This window comes from Cohnella silvisoli (genome assembly GCF_021190915.1).
Classification (GTDB): Bacteria; Bacillota; Bacilli; order Paenibacillales; family Paenibacillaceae; genus Cohnella; species Cohnella silvisoli.
Genome location: NZ_JAIOAP010000015.1, coordinates 1 through 18,759, shown reverse-complemented (window position 1 = coordinate 18,759; position 18,759 = coordinate 1). Strand labels below are relative to the sequence as shown.

At 50.1% G+C, this 18,759-nt stretch carries 12 protein-coding genes; 7 read left to right on the top strand and 5 right to left on the bottom strand.

Going from position 1 to position 18,759, the window contains the following annotated elements; genetic code table 11:
• Positions 1–128 precede the first annotated feature (128 nt).
• The 7 genes from K7P76_RS24055 (at position 129) to K7P76_RS24025 (ending at position 11,330) form a co-directional block, all read left to right on the top strand.
• Positions 129–2,864, top strand: a complete 2,736-nt coding sequence (locus tag K7P76_RS24055; protein ID WP_232187915.1) for a discoidin domain-containing protein — start codon at positions 129–131, stop codon at positions 2,862–2,864.
• A gap of 257 nt (positions 2,865–3,121) precedes the next feature.
• A complete protein-coding gene (locus K7P76_RS24050; protein ID WP_232188344.1) occupies positions 3,122–3,988 on the top strand; it encodes an ABC transporter permease in 867 nt (288 codons plus the stop codon).
• A gap of 60 nt (positions 3,989–4,048) precedes the next feature.
• Positions 4,049–4,885, top strand: coding sequence for a carbohydrate ABC transporter permease (locus tag K7P76_RS24045; protein ID WP_232188334.1), 837 nt, complete (start codon positions 4,049–4,051; stop codon positions 4,883–4,885).
• A gap of 124 nt (positions 4,886–5,009) precedes the next feature.
• Complete coding sequence (locus K7P76_RS24040; protein WP_232187914.1) at positions 5,010–7,406, top strand: AraC family transcriptional regulator; 2,397 nt, start codon at positions 5,010–5,012, stop codon at positions 7,404–7,406.
• A 172-nt stretch (positions 7,407–7,578) separates the two neighbouring features.
• On the top strand, positions 7,579–9,147 hold the full coding sequence (locus K7P76_RS24035) for an ABC transporter substrate-binding protein (RefSeq protein ID WP_232187913.1): 1,569 nt from the start codon (positions 7,579–7,581) through the stop codon (positions 9,145–9,147).
• A 94-nt stretch (positions 9,148–9,241) separates the two neighbouring features.
• A complete protein-coding gene (locus tag K7P76_RS24030) occupies positions 9,242–10,294 on the top strand; it encodes a zinc-dependent alcohol dehydrogenase (protein ID WP_232187911.1) in 1,053 nt (350 codons plus the stop codon).
• Positions 10,284–11,330, top strand: coding sequence for a Gfo/Idh/MocA family protein (locus K7P76_RS24025; protein ID WP_232187910.1), 1,047 nt, complete (start codon positions 10,284–10,286; stop codon positions 11,328–11,330). Before K7P76_RS24030 ends, K7P76_RS24025 begins: the two co-directional genes overlap by 11 nt.
• A gap of 12 nt (positions 11,331–11,342) precedes the next feature.
• On the opposite strand, the gene K7P76_RS24020 is transcribed toward K7P76_RS24025, so the two are convergent.
• The 5 genes from K7P76_RS24020 to K7P76_RS24000 form a co-directional block, all read right to left on the bottom strand.
• Positions 11,343–14,555, bottom strand: a complete 3,213-nt coding sequence (locus K7P76_RS24020) for an ATP-binding protein (RefSeq protein ID WP_232187909.1) — start codon at positions 14,553–14,555, stop codon at positions 11,343–11,345.
• 20 nt (positions 14,556–14,575) lie between these two features.
• Positions 14,576–15,256: a response regulator transcription factor gene (locus K7P76_RS24015; protein WP_232187908.1), complete on the bottom strand. Its 681-nt coding sequence runs from the start codon at positions 15,254–15,256 to the stop codon at positions 14,576–14,578.
• A gap of 163 nt (positions 15,257–15,419) precedes the next feature.
• Positions 15,420–16,598: an N-acetylglucosamine-6-phosphate deacetylase gene (gene nagA / locus K7P76_RS24010; protein WP_232187907.1), complete on the bottom strand. Its 1,179-nt coding sequence runs from the start codon at positions 16,596–16,598 to the stop codon at positions 15,420–15,422.
• Complete coding sequence (gene nagB / locus K7P76_RS24005) at positions 16,595–17,323, bottom strand: glucosamine-6-phosphate deaminase (protein WP_232187906.1); 729 nt, start codon at positions 17,321–17,323, stop codon at positions 16,595–16,597. Before nagB ends, nagA begins: the two co-directional genes overlap by 4 nt.
• A complete protein-coding gene (locus K7P76_RS24000) occupies positions 17,320–18,186 on the bottom strand; it encodes a MurR/RpiR family transcriptional regulator (RefSeq protein ID WP_232187905.1) in 867 nt (288 codons plus the stop codon). The genes nagB and K7P76_RS24000 overlap by 4 nt, the downstream gene beginning before the upstream one ends.
• Between the last annotated feature and the right edge of the window lie 573 nt (positions 18,187–18,759).

Here is an 18,759-nt window from a genome sequence, read left to right as displayed (position 1 = left end):
CTCTCTGGCATCGGGGGGAGAATTCACTTTTATAGAAAAGTATCCGATTTTGCGGATTACAAATCGCATGAGCTTAGCTAAGCTTGTTGTGAAAATACTGTTCAAATTGAATTCAAGGAGGAATCGTGATGTTTATGCCAACAGTTCGTAAAAGTCTGGTTTGGTGTTTGGCAATGGTCATTATCTTCACTGTTGTAAGCGCTTCACACCCTCGAATCGCCGTTGCCGCCATTCAAGCTTCTTATTATGTAAATCCAACAGGCGGAAATGACAGTAACGACGGAACCTCCGCAGCTACGGCTTTCGCCACATTAACCAAAGCCAGAGACGCTGTGCGGATAGTAAACGGCAATATGACCGGTGATATATATATTTATTTGATGAACGGGACGCATTCGCTGAGCGGTACGTTAACTTTAGGCGTTTCCGATTCGGGTACCAATGGTTATAACGTCATTTACAAAGCCTATGATGGCTCAGCTCCGGTTGTGAGCGGAGGCGTCGATATTACTGACGGGTGGACATTATACGACAGCGCCAAAAACATTTATAAGAAAACGGGGATCAACTGGAGCTTTCGCCAGTTGTACGTGAATGAACAACGCGGAATTAAAGCCCGCCAGCCGAACCTGACGGACGAAATCACGGGCGCCCCCTATTTAACTGCAACGAATAACTCTTATCCCTACACCGTTAATCCTTCCGACATCGGAACTTGGGCGAATGGCGGTACAGCCGAAATGGTCGTCATTAATCACTGGAGCCAATATCGAGGGAGAATTGCCAATTATTCAGGGAGCACGGTGAATTTCAAGTCGCCCGAAAGCGGCTTTGCTTGGAATCATCATAATCAGGCAACAACCTATTATTACTTTGAGAACGCGCTTGCTTTACTGGATAGCGGCGGAGAGTGGTTTCTGGATTCGGCCAATACGACGTTATACTACAAACCTCGTGCCGGAGAGACGATGAATACGACGCCAATCTTTGCACCAAAAGTAGAAACGCTTGTCAAGATCGAAGGTACGGATGCCGCTCATAAAGCGAATCACATACAGTTCTGCGGTATTGTTTTCAAATACAGTAACTGGATTGCGCCCAACAATTACGGCTATGTGGACGTTCAAGCGGGGTTCAGATATCAGACGGTCAGCGGCGGCAGCAATGCGAATGCGGCCGGAACCGCGAGGTATGCGACTGTGCTTGGTGCCATTCAACTGAAATATACAAGCAACATCGCCTTGGATCATAATACGTTTATGTTCAATGGCGGATGGGGAGTTATGGGCAATGAAGGAACCGACCACACTTCCGTCGCGTCGAACACGTTCCTTAAAAATGCTGGGGGTGCTGTAGCCTTGGGGATCACCGGCAATGAATTTGCAGAAATGCCTTCCCAGCAAGGCCAAAGCCTCTACGATTCCATTACGAGAAACACGATAAATGCCAATAGCTTGGATTATGCGGACATGGTCGGTATCGGCGCCATGCTTCCCGCCAACATGACCATTGATGGCAACGAGGTGAAAAATCTTCCTTACACGGGCATTACGATCGGTTGGGAATGGGACGATCTCGATCATGGCATGACGAATAATCAAGTGACCAATAACCATGTACACGACGTCATTAAGCTTCTGGACGACGGTGCAGGCATTTATTCGTTAGGGAAGATGACTGGGAACAGTAAATTTCACCATAATTACATCCATAACCTCTCTCCATCCGCTTATTCCGGAGGCTACGCCATTGCCGCGATTTATTTCGATAACGGAAGCGTTGGAAAGACGGCAGATTACAACGTTTTAAACAATACGACCAACGCATGGTATGCGTTTAACCCTCCGAACTACTCGAACTTGTTCCAGAACAGCTATTACAATGCGGCAGCGGGAAGTTGGGCCAACGGCAATACGTTCCAAAATAATACGGCCGTAACGAACCAGAACTGGCCGCAGGCGGCAATAGATATTATGAACGGGGCAGGCCCGAATCCGAATGCAACCGTAACGCTTGTCAATAGAGCCCTTAATGGCACGGCAAGCGCATCAACGGTATACGGAACGGGGTACGAACCCGGCAAAGCGATAGACGGATTGGGCGGAACGCTGTGGTCGCCTACCGGTGCCGACTCGTTGCCATGGCTTCAGATTGATCTTGGCGCAGCTTATCGACTGAATCAGATCCATGTGGTAGACCGGCAAGATACTACCGATTACAGGCTAACCCGGCAAAACTTCGAAATCAGGGCTTCTAACGATCCAAGCTTCACCACGTTTGCGGTTTTGGGAGGTTTGGGAGCAACGCCGTATCCTTTCCACGGGACGTGGTCAATGAATGTAGTCGATAGCATGGCGTACAGATATGTACGGGTAGCAAAGACAGTTAACGAATATTTCACGGTCGGGGAGCTGCAAATTATGTGCGATGTAAATAATCCCCCGCTAATCAATAGGGCTTTGAGCGGCACGGCAAGCGCATCGTCCTTTTACGGAACCGGCAATGAGGCTTCTAAAGCGAATGACGGCCTGGTCGGAACGCTTTGGTCGCCAACGGGCGCGGACGCTTCGCCTAGGCTCCAAGTCGATCTCGGCGCTGCCTATTATTTGAAACAGATCAGCTTGGTAGACCGGCAGGATACGACCAATTATGGGCAAACCCGGCAAAATTTCGAGATCAGGGCGTCTAACGATCCTACTTTCGCAACCTACACGGTATTGGGCGGTTTAGGTGCGACACCATACCCTTTCCACGGTACATGGACGACGGCAGTCTCGGACGCGACAGCATATCGATATGTGCGTGCGGCAAAAACCGTTAGTGAATACTTTACGATCGCCGAATTGCAAATATTGAGCAATTAAACGCCAGTTCTAGCACGAGCTAGGGACCGTACCGGAAGCGATGATGGGCGGTCCTTTACGTTTTGCCGAAAATCATTACATTTTGCCAACCCGTATCCGCCCCATTTTGCTGAATATGATGACTATTTATCGTTTTCAGAGGCCATTTTCCATGGAATGATGGAGTCAAGTCATAGGATAGGGGAAGATGCCGCTTGGAAAATAGTAAACAGCAGAAGTGGAGACGGTTTGTTCGTAGAAATGGGCACCTGGCCATCATGACGCTTCCTGGAGTGCTTGCCTTGTTTTGTTTCGCTTATATGCCCATGTTCGGAGCGATTATCGCTTTTAAGAGCTTTAACGTAGAGAAAGGGATATGGGGAAGCGAATGGGCTGGATTCGACAACTTCCGTTATTTGTTCGCTTCATCGGACGCTTGGAGAATTACGTATAATACGCTCTACTTGAACGCCTTGTTTATCGTCTTCGGACTCATTATCTCGGTAGGTTTAGCATTGCTGATGAATGAAATCAAGAACAGATGGATGAATCGATTTTACCAATCGGCGCTGTTCTTTCCTTATTTGCTGTCGTGGGTCGTCGTGGGGTATATCGGTTTTACTTTGCTAAGCACGGACAACGGGCTTGTTAATAAATGGCTCGCTTATTCCGGAGCAGAACCGATCCAATGGTTTGCCGAGCCTAAGTATTGGCCGGTCATTCTCGTGCTGGTGAACAGTTGGAAAATCGCGGGATATTACTCCATTATTTATTTGGCTGGAATGCTGGGCATCAGCAACGACTTCTATGAAGCGGCCCGAATAGACGGCGCTTCGAAATGGCAGCAGATCAGAAGCATCACGCTTCCGCTGCTCGTTCCCATCATTACGGTTATGACGCTGCTGCAAATCGGGCGCATCTTCTATGCGGATTTCGGCTTATTCTACAACGTGACCCGCGACACCGGATTATTGTACGAGACGACGGATGTGATCGATACTTACGTGTTCCGTATGCTCCGGACGGTCGGAGACATCGGTATGGCTTCCTCGGCGGGTTTTTACCAGGCTATCGTGGGATTGCTCCTTGTCGTGCTTTCAAACTACGTCGTTCGCCGGATCGATAAGGATAATGCTCTATTTTAAGGAAGGGGATGTACCGCCGTGGAACTACGCAAACGATCTCGTCTGCCGGCCGCTCAAATAATGCTTCACGTCATCTTGCTCATTATCAGCCTATTGTGCATTCTACCTTTAATCGTTGTCATATCCGCTTCCTTGTCGGATGAGGCGGCTTTGACTCAAAATGGCTACAGCCTAATCCCCACCCAGTTCAGCTTAGATGCGTATCAATTTTTGTTTCGTCAGCCGGATCAGCTTCTGCGCTCTTACGGCGTTACGTTTCTCGTGACGGGAATCGGAACCATCGCCAGCCTTTTGGTAACGAGCTTGCTCGCTTATCCTTTGTCCCGCAAGGATTTCCAGCTGCGCAGAAGCCTTTCAATGTATATATTGTTCACCATGCTGTTCAGCGGAGGGCTAGTGCCGAGTTATATGGTCGTATCCCGAGTGTTTCATTTGAAGGATACGATCTGGTCGTTGATCCTTCCTTATCTCGTAATCGCTTGGTTTGTTTTTCTGATGAGAACGTTCTTCGCGACGATTCCTGACGAAATTATCGAGTCGGCCAAGATTGACGGAGTAGGGGAGTATCGTCTGTATTTCCAGATCATCGTTCCTCTGTCCACTCCGGTATTGGCGACGATCGGATTGTTCTGCACGCTGAATTACTGGAATGATTGGTACCTGGCTTTGCTTTATATCGATGACCGGAATTTAATTCCGCTGCAATATTTGCTGATGAACATCATGAAAAATATCGAAGTCATCAACTCTTCCGTGAATGCCACGACGTCGATCATTCCTTCGGACACGGTACGCATGGCGACCGCTACGCTGGCGATCGGACCCATTATTTTCGTCTATTTATTTTTCCAGAAATTTTTCGTAAGGGGATTAACCGTCGGTGCCGTTAAAGGCTGAAGCGTATGCAAACTTAACTAGCAATTAATGATAAATATGTTAAGAGGTTCAGTGTTATCGGACCTCTTTTTCTTGCTATTATGGCTCTAGGATGCAGGACAGTCAGAGATGGATGGTGATTAGGATGAAACGGTTATTGAGGCCTAAAGGTATTTTTAACAGAATGTTTCTATTGATTACGATCGCGATCGTGATTTTGCTGCTGATGTTATCCGTGAGCCTTTATTTGTACTACAACAGGGTCAGCGTCGAGATGATCAAAAAGTCGAATTTAAAAACATTATCCCAAATAAGCTACAGCGTCGATTACATGAACGAGAATGCCCGCAATTTCACCTTCTCCATTTTCGGGGATCCCTTCGTGACCCAATTGATGTACGGCGACCACTTCGATCGGAGCGAAAGCTTTAGCGAATTGGACCGTTTGAAGCAGCTCGTCAACACGAACGCCTTTATCCATTCCATGTATATTTACAACCGAAAACTGAATCTGTTAGTTCCCATTATGGGAGCATCGGATCGCGGCAACGCGCCTACGCTTGACGTCGGCCTGCAGGATTTTATCCAGCATTATCAGACGAACGCTGCCCGGTTTGTCCCGATTCCCCGACAGATCAGCGTGGATACGAGCAGCGCAGGCAGTTCCCTTCCGCAGCAGAGCAACGTTTATACTTACGTGGCTTATGATCTGACTACGGAGTCTTCGGGAATCGAAGGAGCCGTGATCGTTAACATCAAAGGAGATTATTTGAAAAACATTATTCATTCTTTGAATGTCGATGATGCTTTAACGGATGGGGATGACGGAAAAACGTTTATTGTCGGTGACGATGGTACGGTCGTAAACGATGCGGAGGACGGACTGTATTTGAAAGTTTTCGCGGATCAATCGATTTTGCGGAAAATCAGGGCTAACCAGGCTGGTGCCGGCTATTTCGTCGATACGATGGACCGCCGCAAAGTCATTGTAACCTATGTAACAGCCGATTCGGTCCGTTGGACCTTGGTTAAAATAACGCCGACGGAAACGATCGATAAGCAGACGCGATCCGTCCAGTGGATTATATTGGCGGTTTGCTTTCTCATTCTATGTCTGGGGTTGGCGGTATCGTTCTGGTTGTCCCGCAGGCTTGCGACGCCGTTCCAGCAATTGGTCGGTCAAGCCAGAAAGCTGTCGGGGAAATCCCACTCAAGCTTTGAGTCGAAGGACGAGGTCGCTTTTCTCTTTAATGCTTTCTCGGAGACGAGCACGAAAGTTCAACTGCTGGAGTCTATCGAAAAAGACCGGATCCACCAGAGAAGAAACGAGTGGCTGCAGCAGTTGTTATTGAACGGCGGGGTTTCGGCAGAAGAAATCAACGACTCGATAGCAAAGCTTGATCTTCCCATTAATACAGAGAACCCGTATCTCTTGATCTTATTAAAGATCGACCGCTATGTTGAGTTCATCGATCGATTCAGCGAGAAGGATCGGATTCTGTTCCGGTATGCGATCTGCAATGTAGCAAAGGAAGTATTGAACTCGGATTTCCGTGTTCAGGCCTTCGATATGGGCCAAGATACTGTTGCGATTATTGCGAACGTACCGGATAGCCTGACAAGCGATATTCGCAAGCGCATGTCCGATCTATTGGAGGACATTCAGGAGTGGGTTCAACTGAATCTGAAGCTAAGTCTGACTGCGGCCAACAGCTATGTAGGAAAAAACTGGGACGAACTGCACGTCTTCTATCAAGAGGTAATTACGATTTCCAAGTGTCGCTTAGTATACGGACATGGCATGATCCTGTGGCCGGATATGATGCTTCAAGAGCAGCAGTCTTCGGTATTTAAAATACCGGCAAAGCTGGAGAAGCAGCTGGGGGAGAGCTTGACTCAAGGCAAGCTGGAGGAAGCTTGGCAAATCTACGAAAGTTTTATCGCAGAGGTGTCGAAGTACGCATGCGATACCATTCATTCAGCGCTGCTTATGCTAACCTATTCTATTTTTAGTTCCCTTAAAACGTTCGAGAGCAATGGGACGCACTTATTTCAATTCGATCTTGCCGCCTTCATCAGCGAGATTGGGTCAACCGAAACGTTGGAGGAAATTAACCGCAAGTACTATGCCCTTTTCACGCAAATGACAGCAGCGGCGACGGCCAACAAACCTAAAAGAAACACGGCTATGGCAGAAACGATCGTGGCCTTGATTGAATCTAATTATGCGGATAAATCGTTGTGTCTGGAAAGCATTTCCGGCACGCTTAACTTTTCCAAAGTTTACGTAGGCAAAGTATTCAGGGACGTATACGGCATATCGGTAGCCGATTATATCACCGATTACCGCTTCAAGAAGGTTGTGGAACTGCTGGATCAAGGAAACCAGCATTTAAGCGATATTTTGGACCGGGTCGGCATCGAGAATAAAAACTACTTCTATAAAATATTCAAGGCAAAGATGGGCATTTCCTTAAGCGAATACAAGACTTTGCGGCTGTCTGAGTTAGCCCACGGGGACAAGCCGGGCGAGACGGACTGAAAACGCCGAAAAGCTTTAGATTTTACTAGTGCAGAAGGTTCGTTTTTGCTTTTTTTCCTTCTATTTTGTTGCTGAACGATGAGGAAAAGATTGATAAGTTAGCAATGCGAAGCCCGGAGCGCATGTAGAGCCGGAACCGTTCGCGACAAAATGAATCGGGAGGGCAACACAAATGAGAAAGAGAAAGCCGATGTTCCTTTTGTTATCCGCGTTGCTAATGATGACGATGGTAACCGCCGCTTGCACCAAGAAAGAAGAGGCGAAACCGTCCGCATCCGAATCCTCGTCGCCGCAGAAATCCGCCGGCGCGAGCGAGCAGGCGTCCGAACCGTCCGCTCTTGAGCCTGTGGAGCTGACTTATTATTTCCCGGGAACGCCGCAGCGCGATTTGGCATTGGTAGAAGCCGAAATGAACAAAATTTTGAAAGAGAAAATCAACGCAACCATTAAGCTAAACCTGCTCGACTGGGGGAGCTTCGAACAGAAGATGAACGTCATGTCTGGCGCCGGGGATTCGTTTGATCTTATGTTTACGGCTCCTTGGATTAATAACTATTATCAAAATGTTGCGAAAGGCGCATTGCTTCCATTGGATGATCTATTAGACCAATACGCGCCCAAAACAAAAGCAGCCGTACCGCAAAGCGTATGGGATTCTACGAAGATCAACGGTAAAATCTACGGATCGATCAATTGGCAAATCGTAGCGATGCCTTACGGAGTATCCATAAGAAAAGATCTGGCGGACAAGTATAAGCTGGATCTGTCGCAAATGACCAAGTACGAGCAATTGGAACCGTTCTTCGAACAAATCGTCCAGAACGATAAAGGCGTTACGCCGATGTCGTTCCAGAACAACTACGATAACTTCACCGTGCAAGCGCCTTACTTCGGCATGGATACGATCGGAGAGGATGCTTCCCCGGGCTGGTACTATTTGAATAAACCGGAAGTGAAGGTCGTCAATCAATACGCCACGCCGGAATTCAAGCAATTCATAGATTTGATGTACCAGTGGAACCAGAAAGGCTACATTCGTAAGGATGCTTCCTCCATCACCGATACGACGTCTGATTTCAAAGCGGGCAAATACGCGGCCAACGTCGGCTTCCCGGTGAAGCCTGGCGCGGAAGGGGAACTCAAAACCCGTTACGGATTCGAATTCGTCACGAAAGCTTTCTCTCAGCCGTTAATTACGACTGGACGCGCTATCGCGACCATGACTGGAATCAGCAAAACTTCCAAAAACCCGGAGCGCGCGATGATGTTTATCGAACTGATCAATAGCGACAAAGATTTGTACAACCTTCTATGCCATGGTATCGAAGGCAAACACTACGTCTTCACGAACAAGGACAAAGGCGTCATCGGTCTTCCCGAAGGAGTCAAGCCGGAGGAAGTAGGTTATACGCCCGGCACGGATTGGATGTTCGGCAATCAGTTCAACGGTTTTTACGCCTCGGAGGCGGATGTGGGGAACTGGGACAAAACGATTGAGCTAAACAATCAAGCTGTAAGCAGCAGCCTGCTCGGATTCAACTTTAATCCGGATCCGGTGAAAACCGAGCTTACCCAAACGGCGTCGGTAACGAAGCAATACTTAAGTGCCTTAACTACCGGCACGGTTGACCCTAACAAGGTTCTCCCGACGTTCTTGGATAAGCTTAAGGCGGCCGGGGCCGACAAAATCGCGGCGGAGAAACAAAAGCAAATCGATGAATGGATCAGCTCAAAGAAATAACGCTTGAAGTCGGAAAATCCCGCTGCTGCCGTTAGCTTGTGCAGCGGGATTTTCCTATTCTAGCAAATCTAGAGGTAGGAGTGGGGAATTGGGGATGAAAGCTGCTTATATCAAAGCGCCGATGCAAGTCGAGATTCGCGAAACGGTCTTGCCTCTGTTAGGGGAGGACGAGGTGCTGATTCGGGTCATGGCTTGCGGAATATGCGGTACCGACGTAACTAGCATCACGTCCGGCGCGCTCGATTGGGAGCCTGCGGGGCATGAAATCGCCGGCATCGTCGAGCAAGTAGGGACGCGGGTGACGAATACGACCGCCGGGGAGCGAGTGACGCTCGAGACGGGAACTTACAGCCGCTATAGCGAAGATAGTCGCAACGGGAGATACGATCTATGCAATAAAGGGCCTAATTTCTGGCTGAAGGGTCCGATGGGATTTGCTGAATATATCATAGCGCCTAAGGAATGCGCGGTGCCCTATACGGATTTGTCCTTCGAGGAGGCGACGCTCGTAGAGCCTTTAGGCGTGGCAATGGATTTATTCCGGACCGCGGAGATCGGTCTTGGCGACGATGTTCTGGTGATCGGCTTAGGGCCGATCGGGCTTATGGCATTGCGTCTAGCCAAGCTGGCCGGAGCACGGAAAATTTACGCCGCGGCCCGCTCGCATTCCGCCCGCAGAATTGAATTGGCTAAGCAATTCGGAGCCGACGAGATCATCCTAACCGATCAGGCTGAACTAGATAGCTTCCCATACGACAAGGGCGGAGTGAACCGGGTTCTCGTTACGGCTCCGCCAAGCTCGATCCCCGCAGCGATTAAAGCTGCTAGGGTCGGAGGTATTATCGGCTATATCGGCATCGCATATGGAGATGCGGCTGCGGTAGCTTTCGATGGCAATGAGTTTCATTTCAAGAAGCTGCAGTTGAGAGCATCACACGCTTCTCCTGCGCTCTTTTTTCCGCAATGCATTGAATTGTTGAAGTCCGGAGCGATTGAGGGAAAGGCGCTTATCAGCCACACGTTCAAGCTTGATCAATTGGAAGAAGCGTTTATGAGCCTAACGGCGAACAAGAGCGAGGCGGTCAAGCTGGTTATGGTACACGACGGAGCAAGCCCAACGCTAGGAGGAGACGAATATGCGTCCTAAATTCGGCATTATCGGCTGCGGCAACATTTCACGTTTTCATTTCAATGGCTTGGAGAAAGCCGGTGCGGATATCGTCTATATTTCGGACATCCACGAACCCGCCGCCAAGCCGTACGTAGACAAATACAAAGCGAAATATTCACCCGATTATAAGGATGTCATCGCGGACCCCGAAGTAACGGTCGTCAGCGTGCTGACAAGCGCGAAATACCACAAAGAAATTTGTTTGGCGGCGCTGCGGGCAGGCAAGGACGTCATCTGCGAGAAAACGATGGCGAACGACGGAGCGGAATCGATCGAGATCGCGCAAGCCGCGAAGACATCGGGCAGATTGTTTTATACTTCCTACATGAAGCGGTTTTTTCCTGCCGTTCAGAAGGCGAAGGAACTGCTCCCCCAGCTTGGCCGATTGTTCAGCGCGCAGGCGAGAGCCTATCAGAATTGGGGAGATAGCCTCTACGAATTGGACAATGGGGACGGGCAGCAATGGATTCTCGACGCCTACGGCGGCGCTGTCATCAAGTGCGCCGGAAGCCATATGATCGATATGACGCTGCATCTGCTAGGCAGACCGGACAGCCTATATGCGCACATCGATTATATCTCTAACTCCCGCGTAGATCGCAAAGCAAACGCTTTGTTCGAGTATGCGAACGGAATGGTTGCGCATTATGAAACTGCCGTTCATCCATTGACTCGGGTTGGCTACGAGCGCAACTCCTGGGACGAGAAGCTGGAAATCAACGGCGTCAACGGTCGCTTGGAAATTTATACGATTCTATGGGACCAACCGGAAAACAACGGAGCGCTGCTCGTGCATTACGATAACGCGACTGAATCGTCGACCGAGTATCGTTATCCCTCGCTCGATCCGTTCGAGGCGGAAATGGCATACTTCCATACTTGCCTCACCGATCGCAAGCAAGGGCAGCCTGACGTCATCGACGGCATGAACGTGGACCTAGTCATTGAAGCGATGGGGATTTCAGCAGCCCAACGCAAAGCTCATATTTTCGCATGGCCTGTGAACCTATAGCTCTCTCATCTTTCAGTCCGAAGCCTCTGTTTCTAAGAAACGGCTCTGGGCTCGCCAATCCAGCGGCATATGTATCGAAAGAACGCTGCCTTCCCGACCGTTGGCGGAGATGGTCAATGTTCCTCCAAGTCTCTTGATATTTTCTTGCATAGCCGATAATCCAAAGCCGAAAACAGCCGGCTCGTACTTATGCCCATTATTCGTGAGCAAGAACTCGAGCTGCTGTTCTCGCTGCTCAAGGGTAAAGCTGAATTTCGTGCTGTTGCCATGCCTGATGCCATTCGTTAACCCTTCGAGCAGAGAGTGAAATAACGCTCTTTTCTGAATGGAGCTAAGCACGGGCAAAGCCGCGATATGAAACTCGACTTCTACGTCGGCCATTTGTTCGGTTTCCCGAATGAGCTTCTGCAAGGAGGCTGCCAGATCCTCATCCGTGCTTTCCTGCTTCAGCAGACGGACGGTTCCGCGTATATCGTTAAGCCCCTTGCTGATGAGCTCGCGAGCAGTATCGAGCTTCGGCAGGGCTAGCTCCGTCTTCTGATGCGCGATGAGCATCTTGGCAGCTTCCATCTGCACAATGGATGCCGTTAAGGAGTGGCCGACCGTATTGTGGATATCGAAAGCTATGCGATTGCGCTCCTCCAGCACAGAAGCTTCAGCGAGCGCTTCGGCAGTGTCGCGCATGGAGTGCTGCAACTGGATGTTCGTTTCCTCAAGCGCTTTCGTGCGCTCTTGTACTTTCGATTCCAGATTGCGAGTCAATCCCGAGAGTTCAAGATGCAAGGCGATGCGGGCTAGCAATTCTCTCTTTTCCACAGGTTTGATCAAATAGTCGTTAGCGCCGGAATCAAATCCCGCGACCAAGTCCGACGTTTGGTTTTTGGCGGTGAGCAGGATGACCGGCAGCTCGCTGGACGGATAAAGAGTACGGATATGGCGACATAAGTCATAACCGGTCATCCGGGGCATCATGACGTCCGATAACACCAAATCGGGTTTTAGACCTTGTTCCAACAATCGGATAGCTTCCATGCCATTGCTTGCTTTAACGATTCGGCAAGGCTCGGAGCTAAGAAAGTTCGTCAGCACCTGCAGATTGACCGGATCGTCGTCCACTAGCAGCAGGCACGCTTCGGTCGAGCGGCTTGGCTCGAGGTAGTCGGCAACGGCAACTAACGCTTCGTTCCAAGCCGAATGGTCCGGACTTTGCATCCATGGATGCCCCGCTGCTATCTCGGTCTCATCGAATTGAACTTCTGCTTCTATGGCAATAGGCAACGTAAAGGTGAACACGGAGCCTTCGCCCTGAACGGAACGCACGCTCATTGCTCCTCCGTGCAAATCTACCAGCTTTTTCGTGATGGCAAGTCCAAGCCCGGCGCCTTCGTATTCCCGTTCGGCGGATCCTTCGCCTTGCTCGAACGGCTCGAATATAGCGCTTAGCTTGTCCGGTGCGATTCCGATGCCGGTATCGGACACGGAAACGTATAAAGAACCTTCAACTTGGTACGCGGTAATTTCAACCTTGCCGGATTCGGTGAATTTCAAAGCATTGCCGACTAGATTGTACAATATTTGCTGCACCCGATTTTCATCCGCAGCCGCTAGAGGCATATGATCATCTATTCCGTTTATTAGCTGAATGTCTTTCATGACAGCCAGAGGGTGAAGCACGTTCACAACCAAATCCGTCGTTCGTTGGACATCTACGTTCTGAATGTTCAGCGTCAGCCCGGCATGCTTTAGCTTGGCAAAATCAAGGATGTCGTTAATGAGGCCGGATAATCTTTTGCCGCTGGATACGACCATAGACAGATTGCTCCGCAACAATACATTGAGAGGCCCTGCCACGCCATCCAAGAGGGATTGAGTAATGCCGACGATCCCGTTTAGCGGAGTGCGCAATTCATGCGAGGTGTTCGCGAGAAACTCGTCTTTGAGCTTATCCATTACTTCCAATTGTTTATTTTTCTCTTCGAGTTCCCTGGAATATCGATGCACTTGCCGGTGAACCTCATTCTCGCGAATGAGGACGATCGTTCCCATACAGCAGAGGAACATGAACATTCCCCCGAATATCGGAAGCTGATCTTCCCGGACATAGGGGGATAACCACGGAAAATGCCCCGCCAAATACACCCGGAGATCAGGATAAATAAGGAGGAAGGAGGACATTAACGTTGTGGCCGTGGCGGATACATATCCGAACAGCATGATCGTCGACTCCGTCGACTTGCGTCCTCTGTATACCTTTAGAAGGGTAATGAGCGAAGAGAAGACCATGAAGACGAATAGAAACGGGAAAACGAAATAAATCATCGTATGAAACAGTCCGTTATCCCAGAAGCTGACGAGTAAGCAAAGCAGTGTAAACAAAAGCATGCCGTAACGGATGGCAAGGCGAGTACGGCTTACGACATTCGCGAACATCTGCTCGAAAAAGCCATGAAAAGCGAAAGCGCCAAGAGGAAGCATGAGCTCGTGTACATAAATGAGGTAAGGCGCATCGATGAAAAGGCCGAGCGCGAACGTTCGGCAGAGGCTGGAATAACCCGCGCAGAAAGCGAGCAAGCCAAAGTAAAAGTACAGTTTTCGTTTCGTGTTAATGAACAACAATGCAGATACGATAAAAAGCGAGGCGAAGATGATGCTGTATAAGATTTTGTCGCCGTCTCTGTGAAGAATTCTAACGATGAAGTCCGATGCGTTGCCGGCATGGACGATTCCCGATTTTATTGCTCCGTCCTCCGAATAAATGCGAAACAGCAACGGATCGTTCGCGTATCCGAACGGCAACGATACTAAACTCCACTCATAATATTCCAGCATCCAAGGATTGCGGGAGCTGAAATTGGATTCGAGTAGCCGTTCTTCGCCCCAATACAACTCGTAATGCTTCAAGTCGTGAATAAAGAGATGCGGGTCGCGCCATTCTTGAGAATGAAGCTGAAGCTTAAGCCAATAATAGCCGGGTTCGGGAAGCGGCTTTTCCTTCCGATTAACGGACATCGGCCGCCAATCCGTTCCATTCAACAGGGGCTCTCCCAATTCGTTAAACGCCAAATCCCCTGTGTGTATTTCCCATTGGCCTTTTTCGGTCAAATTCATGAGTCTTACATCCGCGTTTTCGTTAAAAAATAGGATGGGTGCCAGCCAACCTATCATGATGAACAGGGCTAGCGCTAAACCTTTCAGCACGGTTTTATAGTAGGTTGCCTGAAACATAGAACGCCCCTCCGGCCCGACTACCGTCCCTGATTCAGCCACTCTCTAAGCAATGTGATGGCTTTCAGACGATCGTTGACCCCGATTTTGTTATAGATCGTGCTTATGTAATTGCGCATCGTGCCTTCGCTGATGAATAAATCGTTGGCGATTTCGCGGTTGCCTTTTCCCACTACCATCAGTTCGATAATTTTCTTTTCCCTGTCGGTAAAATTAAAGTGCTCGAAATCATCTTTGCCGTTGAAGTCGGAATGCGCTGGGGCAAGAGGCGTTGTCGCTGAGAGGAAGTTCAAGCGGGATGCCAATCGAGCCGCTACGGCGTTAGGCATAAGCAACGTTCCGTCCATCGTGTCCCGTATGGAGGAAATAATCGTCTCGCCGGGTAAATCCTTCAGCAGGAAGCCGCTGGCTCCGCTAACGAGTGCTTCGATAATATAATCGTCTTCGGCATACGTCGTCAGTATTAAAATTCGCGTTTGGGAATAATGCTGACGAATGTGTTTAGTAGCGGCGATCCCGTCTAAATCCGGCATTTGAATGTCCATTAAAACTAAATTCGGTTGGTGCTCCTTGACCAGTTCGATCGCTCTGCGGCCGTTCTCGGCCAAGCCTACCACTTCCATGCCCTCGGTCAATTGGATCATCGTTTGCAGACCGTCGCGCATGAGCCTTTGATCATCGGCAATAACGATTCGGATCATGGGATTCCTCTTTTCCATCAAGTTCCACTATCGACCATTATAGTCCATAAAGTCGGATTATGTAGACAAAAAAATAAGCACAGCGGATATTGTCGTTAAATGCGACAAGGCTTCGCCGAATAATATCGGCAAAGCCTTGTCTTAACCTATAATAAGTAAGTGTTTAGTCGGTTAACTTTCTTCCGCCGACCCATATCGTTTGAAGCTCCAATGACGAATCAAGAAGCAGGAAATCCGCGGCTTTGCCTGCTTCCAACGTGCCGGTTACGTCATCGATGCCGAGTTGACGCGCAGGATTGGCGCTAGCCATTCTACTCGCTTCCTCTAAAGTGACTCCGATCTCGCGGACTAAATATTGCACGGCGCTAATCATAGTGAGAGTGCTGCCCGCCAAGCTGCCGCCTTCCTTCAATCGGGCGACGCCGCAGGACATATGGACCGGCAATCCGCCTATATCATAGTCCCCGTCAGGCATTCCCGCGGCAGCCATCGCATCGGTAACGAGAATGACGTTATTCGTTCCCTTAGCTTTAGTGAGCAGCTTGATGCCGGCCGGGTGCACATGATGCCCATCGGCAATGACTTCGCCGATGATCCGGTCGTCCGTGAGGACGGCGCCGACCGTACCGGGCTGGCGATGATGAAGCGGAGTCATCGCGTTAAAGGTATGAACGGCGTGCCGCAAGCCGCGATCCGCTGCCGCGATAATCTGTTCATAGGTCGCATCGGTATGGCCGCAGCTGGGTACGATACCGTTGAGGGCCAGCTTCTCGATATAATCGAGCGCGCCTTCCGTTTCCGGGGCAAGCGTTTGAATTTTGATAATACCAGGGAAACGAGCAACCCAATCTTCCAACCATTCTATTTGCGGAGGAAGGATGTAAGCCGGATTTTGCGCGCCTTTCCATTTCACGTTAACGAACGGGCCTTCCAAGTGGACTCCAATGATCTGCGCGTAGGGCATTGACGTAGACATGAAGCTGCTTACCCGATCTATCGCGGCTGTCAAATCATCTCTTGATGCCGTTAATGTGGTGGCGAGCATTCTTGTCGTTCCATGGGAGGCATGGAATTTCGTTATCGCTGCCAAGCCTTCCGTACCCGCGTCCATGAAGTCATGTCCGGCACCGCCATGTACGTGAACATCGATAAATCCGGGAATGACCCAGCTTCCGTTTGCATCGATAGTTTCAATGTCGGAATGGACAGGGCTGTCCGTACCGTTCCCTATTGCCGTAATTATACCGGCTTTAACCCGGATTGATCCGTTCTTCAGCACTCCGGACGGCGTAATGATCTTTGCGTTAACGACTTGGAATTCCCCGGTTGCAAGATTGCTCATGATAGTTTACCCGCTGCCGTAGAATCGAGCAGCACAATGAGATTCGGGTGAGTTTGAAGAAGGGAGGCGGGGCAATCAGTCGTGATAGGCCCTTTCAGCGCGCGGTGCACAATATCCGCCTTGTCCGCTCCCTTAACGACAAGCAATATTTTCTTCGCTTTGAGAATGGTGCCGACGCCCATCGTTAATGCTTGCTTCGGCACATCGTCGATCGAGTCGAAGAAACGGGCATTCGCTTCGAGAGTTTCCTCGGCTAAATCAACGACATGCGTTCCCTTGATCAGCGCATGAGCGGGTTCATTAAAGCCGATATGACCGTTATGTCCGAGTCCTAGCAGTTGCAAGTCAATTTGACCTGAAAGCTCGATGGATTCGTCATACCTCCGACATTCCGCCGCGGTATCGGAAGCATTGCCATCCGGGATATGACACTGCGAGGCAGGAAGGTCGATATGATTGAACAGATGGGTGTTCATATAGGAATGATAGCTTTCCGGATGGTCGATCGGCAGGTTGACGTATTCGTCTAAATTAAACGTCGTAACATTGCGGAAGCTGAACATGCCTCTTTGGAAATCGCGAACGACTTCCTTGTAGATGCCTACCGGAGTACCTCCGGTTGCTAAACCAAGCACCGCTCGCGGGGTTGTTTGGATTTGGCCGATGATGATATTCGCCGCTGCTTCATTAAGCTTCTCGTCGCTGTCGAATGTAAGAATGTTCATCTTGGTTTTCTCTCCTCTTTAGATGTATAAAGTTTAATCGTTTGAAAAGATGCTTCCAAACGGGGAACATACTGCTCGAAATGCTCGCTGACCAAGCCGATGAACAGAATATCGACCACGTGCAGCTGCGCCATGCGCGAAGCCATATCCCCGCGACGCATTCCGACTTCCGCGGATGAGGTGAATAGTCGGATCGAGGCTCCGTCCGCCAGCGTATTCGTACCGAATCGGGTGATGGACAGCGTAGTTGCTCCTTGCTCGGCTGCACAGCGAAGGGCATGTATCGTCTCCGGCGTTTCTCCTGAATAGGAAATGCCTACGGCTACGTCTTTGGAAGTTAAGGATGAGGCTGACGTAAGTTGGAGATGGGGGTCGGAAAACACGGCCGCCGCTTTCCCGATTCGAATCAGCTTATGGAAGAAATCTTGCGCGACAATACCTGAAGTAGCGATGCCGTACAGATCGATTCGGGAAGCATTATGCAGTGCATCGATGGCAAGGCGAAGCTGGTTAAGGTCAAGGAGCTGCGTCGTATCCGTCAGTGAACGCAGATGATTGGCCGTAATGGCCGTAACGATATCCTGCAACGGATTACCGGCTACGATGTCCTGATACTGGTTGGGGGTCGACGTTTGCTGGACTAGCTCTGTTGCCAGTTTTCTCTTGAACTCCGGGAAATTCTGCGAATGAAACGTCTTGCAAAATCGGGAGATGGTTGCTGTACTGCTCCCCGATTGTCCGGCGAGTTCGGTGATGGTCATTTGGACGACCTGCTGAGGTTTTTCGAGCAGAAACTCGGCCAGTGCACGTTCCTTTAGATGTAGACTGTTCATTTTCTCTTGAATGGCATTCAGAATGCTCATGGCAAACACCTTTCAGTTAGAAAATTAGTTTCTTATATAAGCTATATCTAAGAAAAATATTTTCATCATGCAATCTTATTTTACTGCATGGTTTTTTAACTTGCAACGAACAATATTATACGCCTCTCGAGTCGCGCCAAACCCACGCCGAACCCGCGCCGAACCCGCGCCGAACCCGCGCCAAAGTCGCGCCGAACCCGCGCCAAAGTCGCGCCGAACCCGCGCCGAACTCGCGCCGAACCCGCGCCGAACCCGCGCCAAAGTCGCGCTGAACCCGCGCCGAACCCGCGCCGAACCCGCGCCGAACCCGCGCCAAAGTCGCGCCGAACCCGCGCCAAAGTCGCGCCGAACCCGCGCCGAACTCGCGCCGAACCCGCGCCGAACCCGCGCCAAAGTCGCGCTGAACCCGCGCCAAAGTCGCGCTAAAGTCGCGCTGAACGCGCGCCAAAGTCGCGCTGAACGCGCGCCAAAGTCGCGCTGAACGCGCGCCAAAGTCGCGCTGAACGCGCGCCAAAGTCGCGCTGAACGCGCGCCAAAGTCGCGCTGAACGCGCGCCAAAGTCGCGCTGAACGC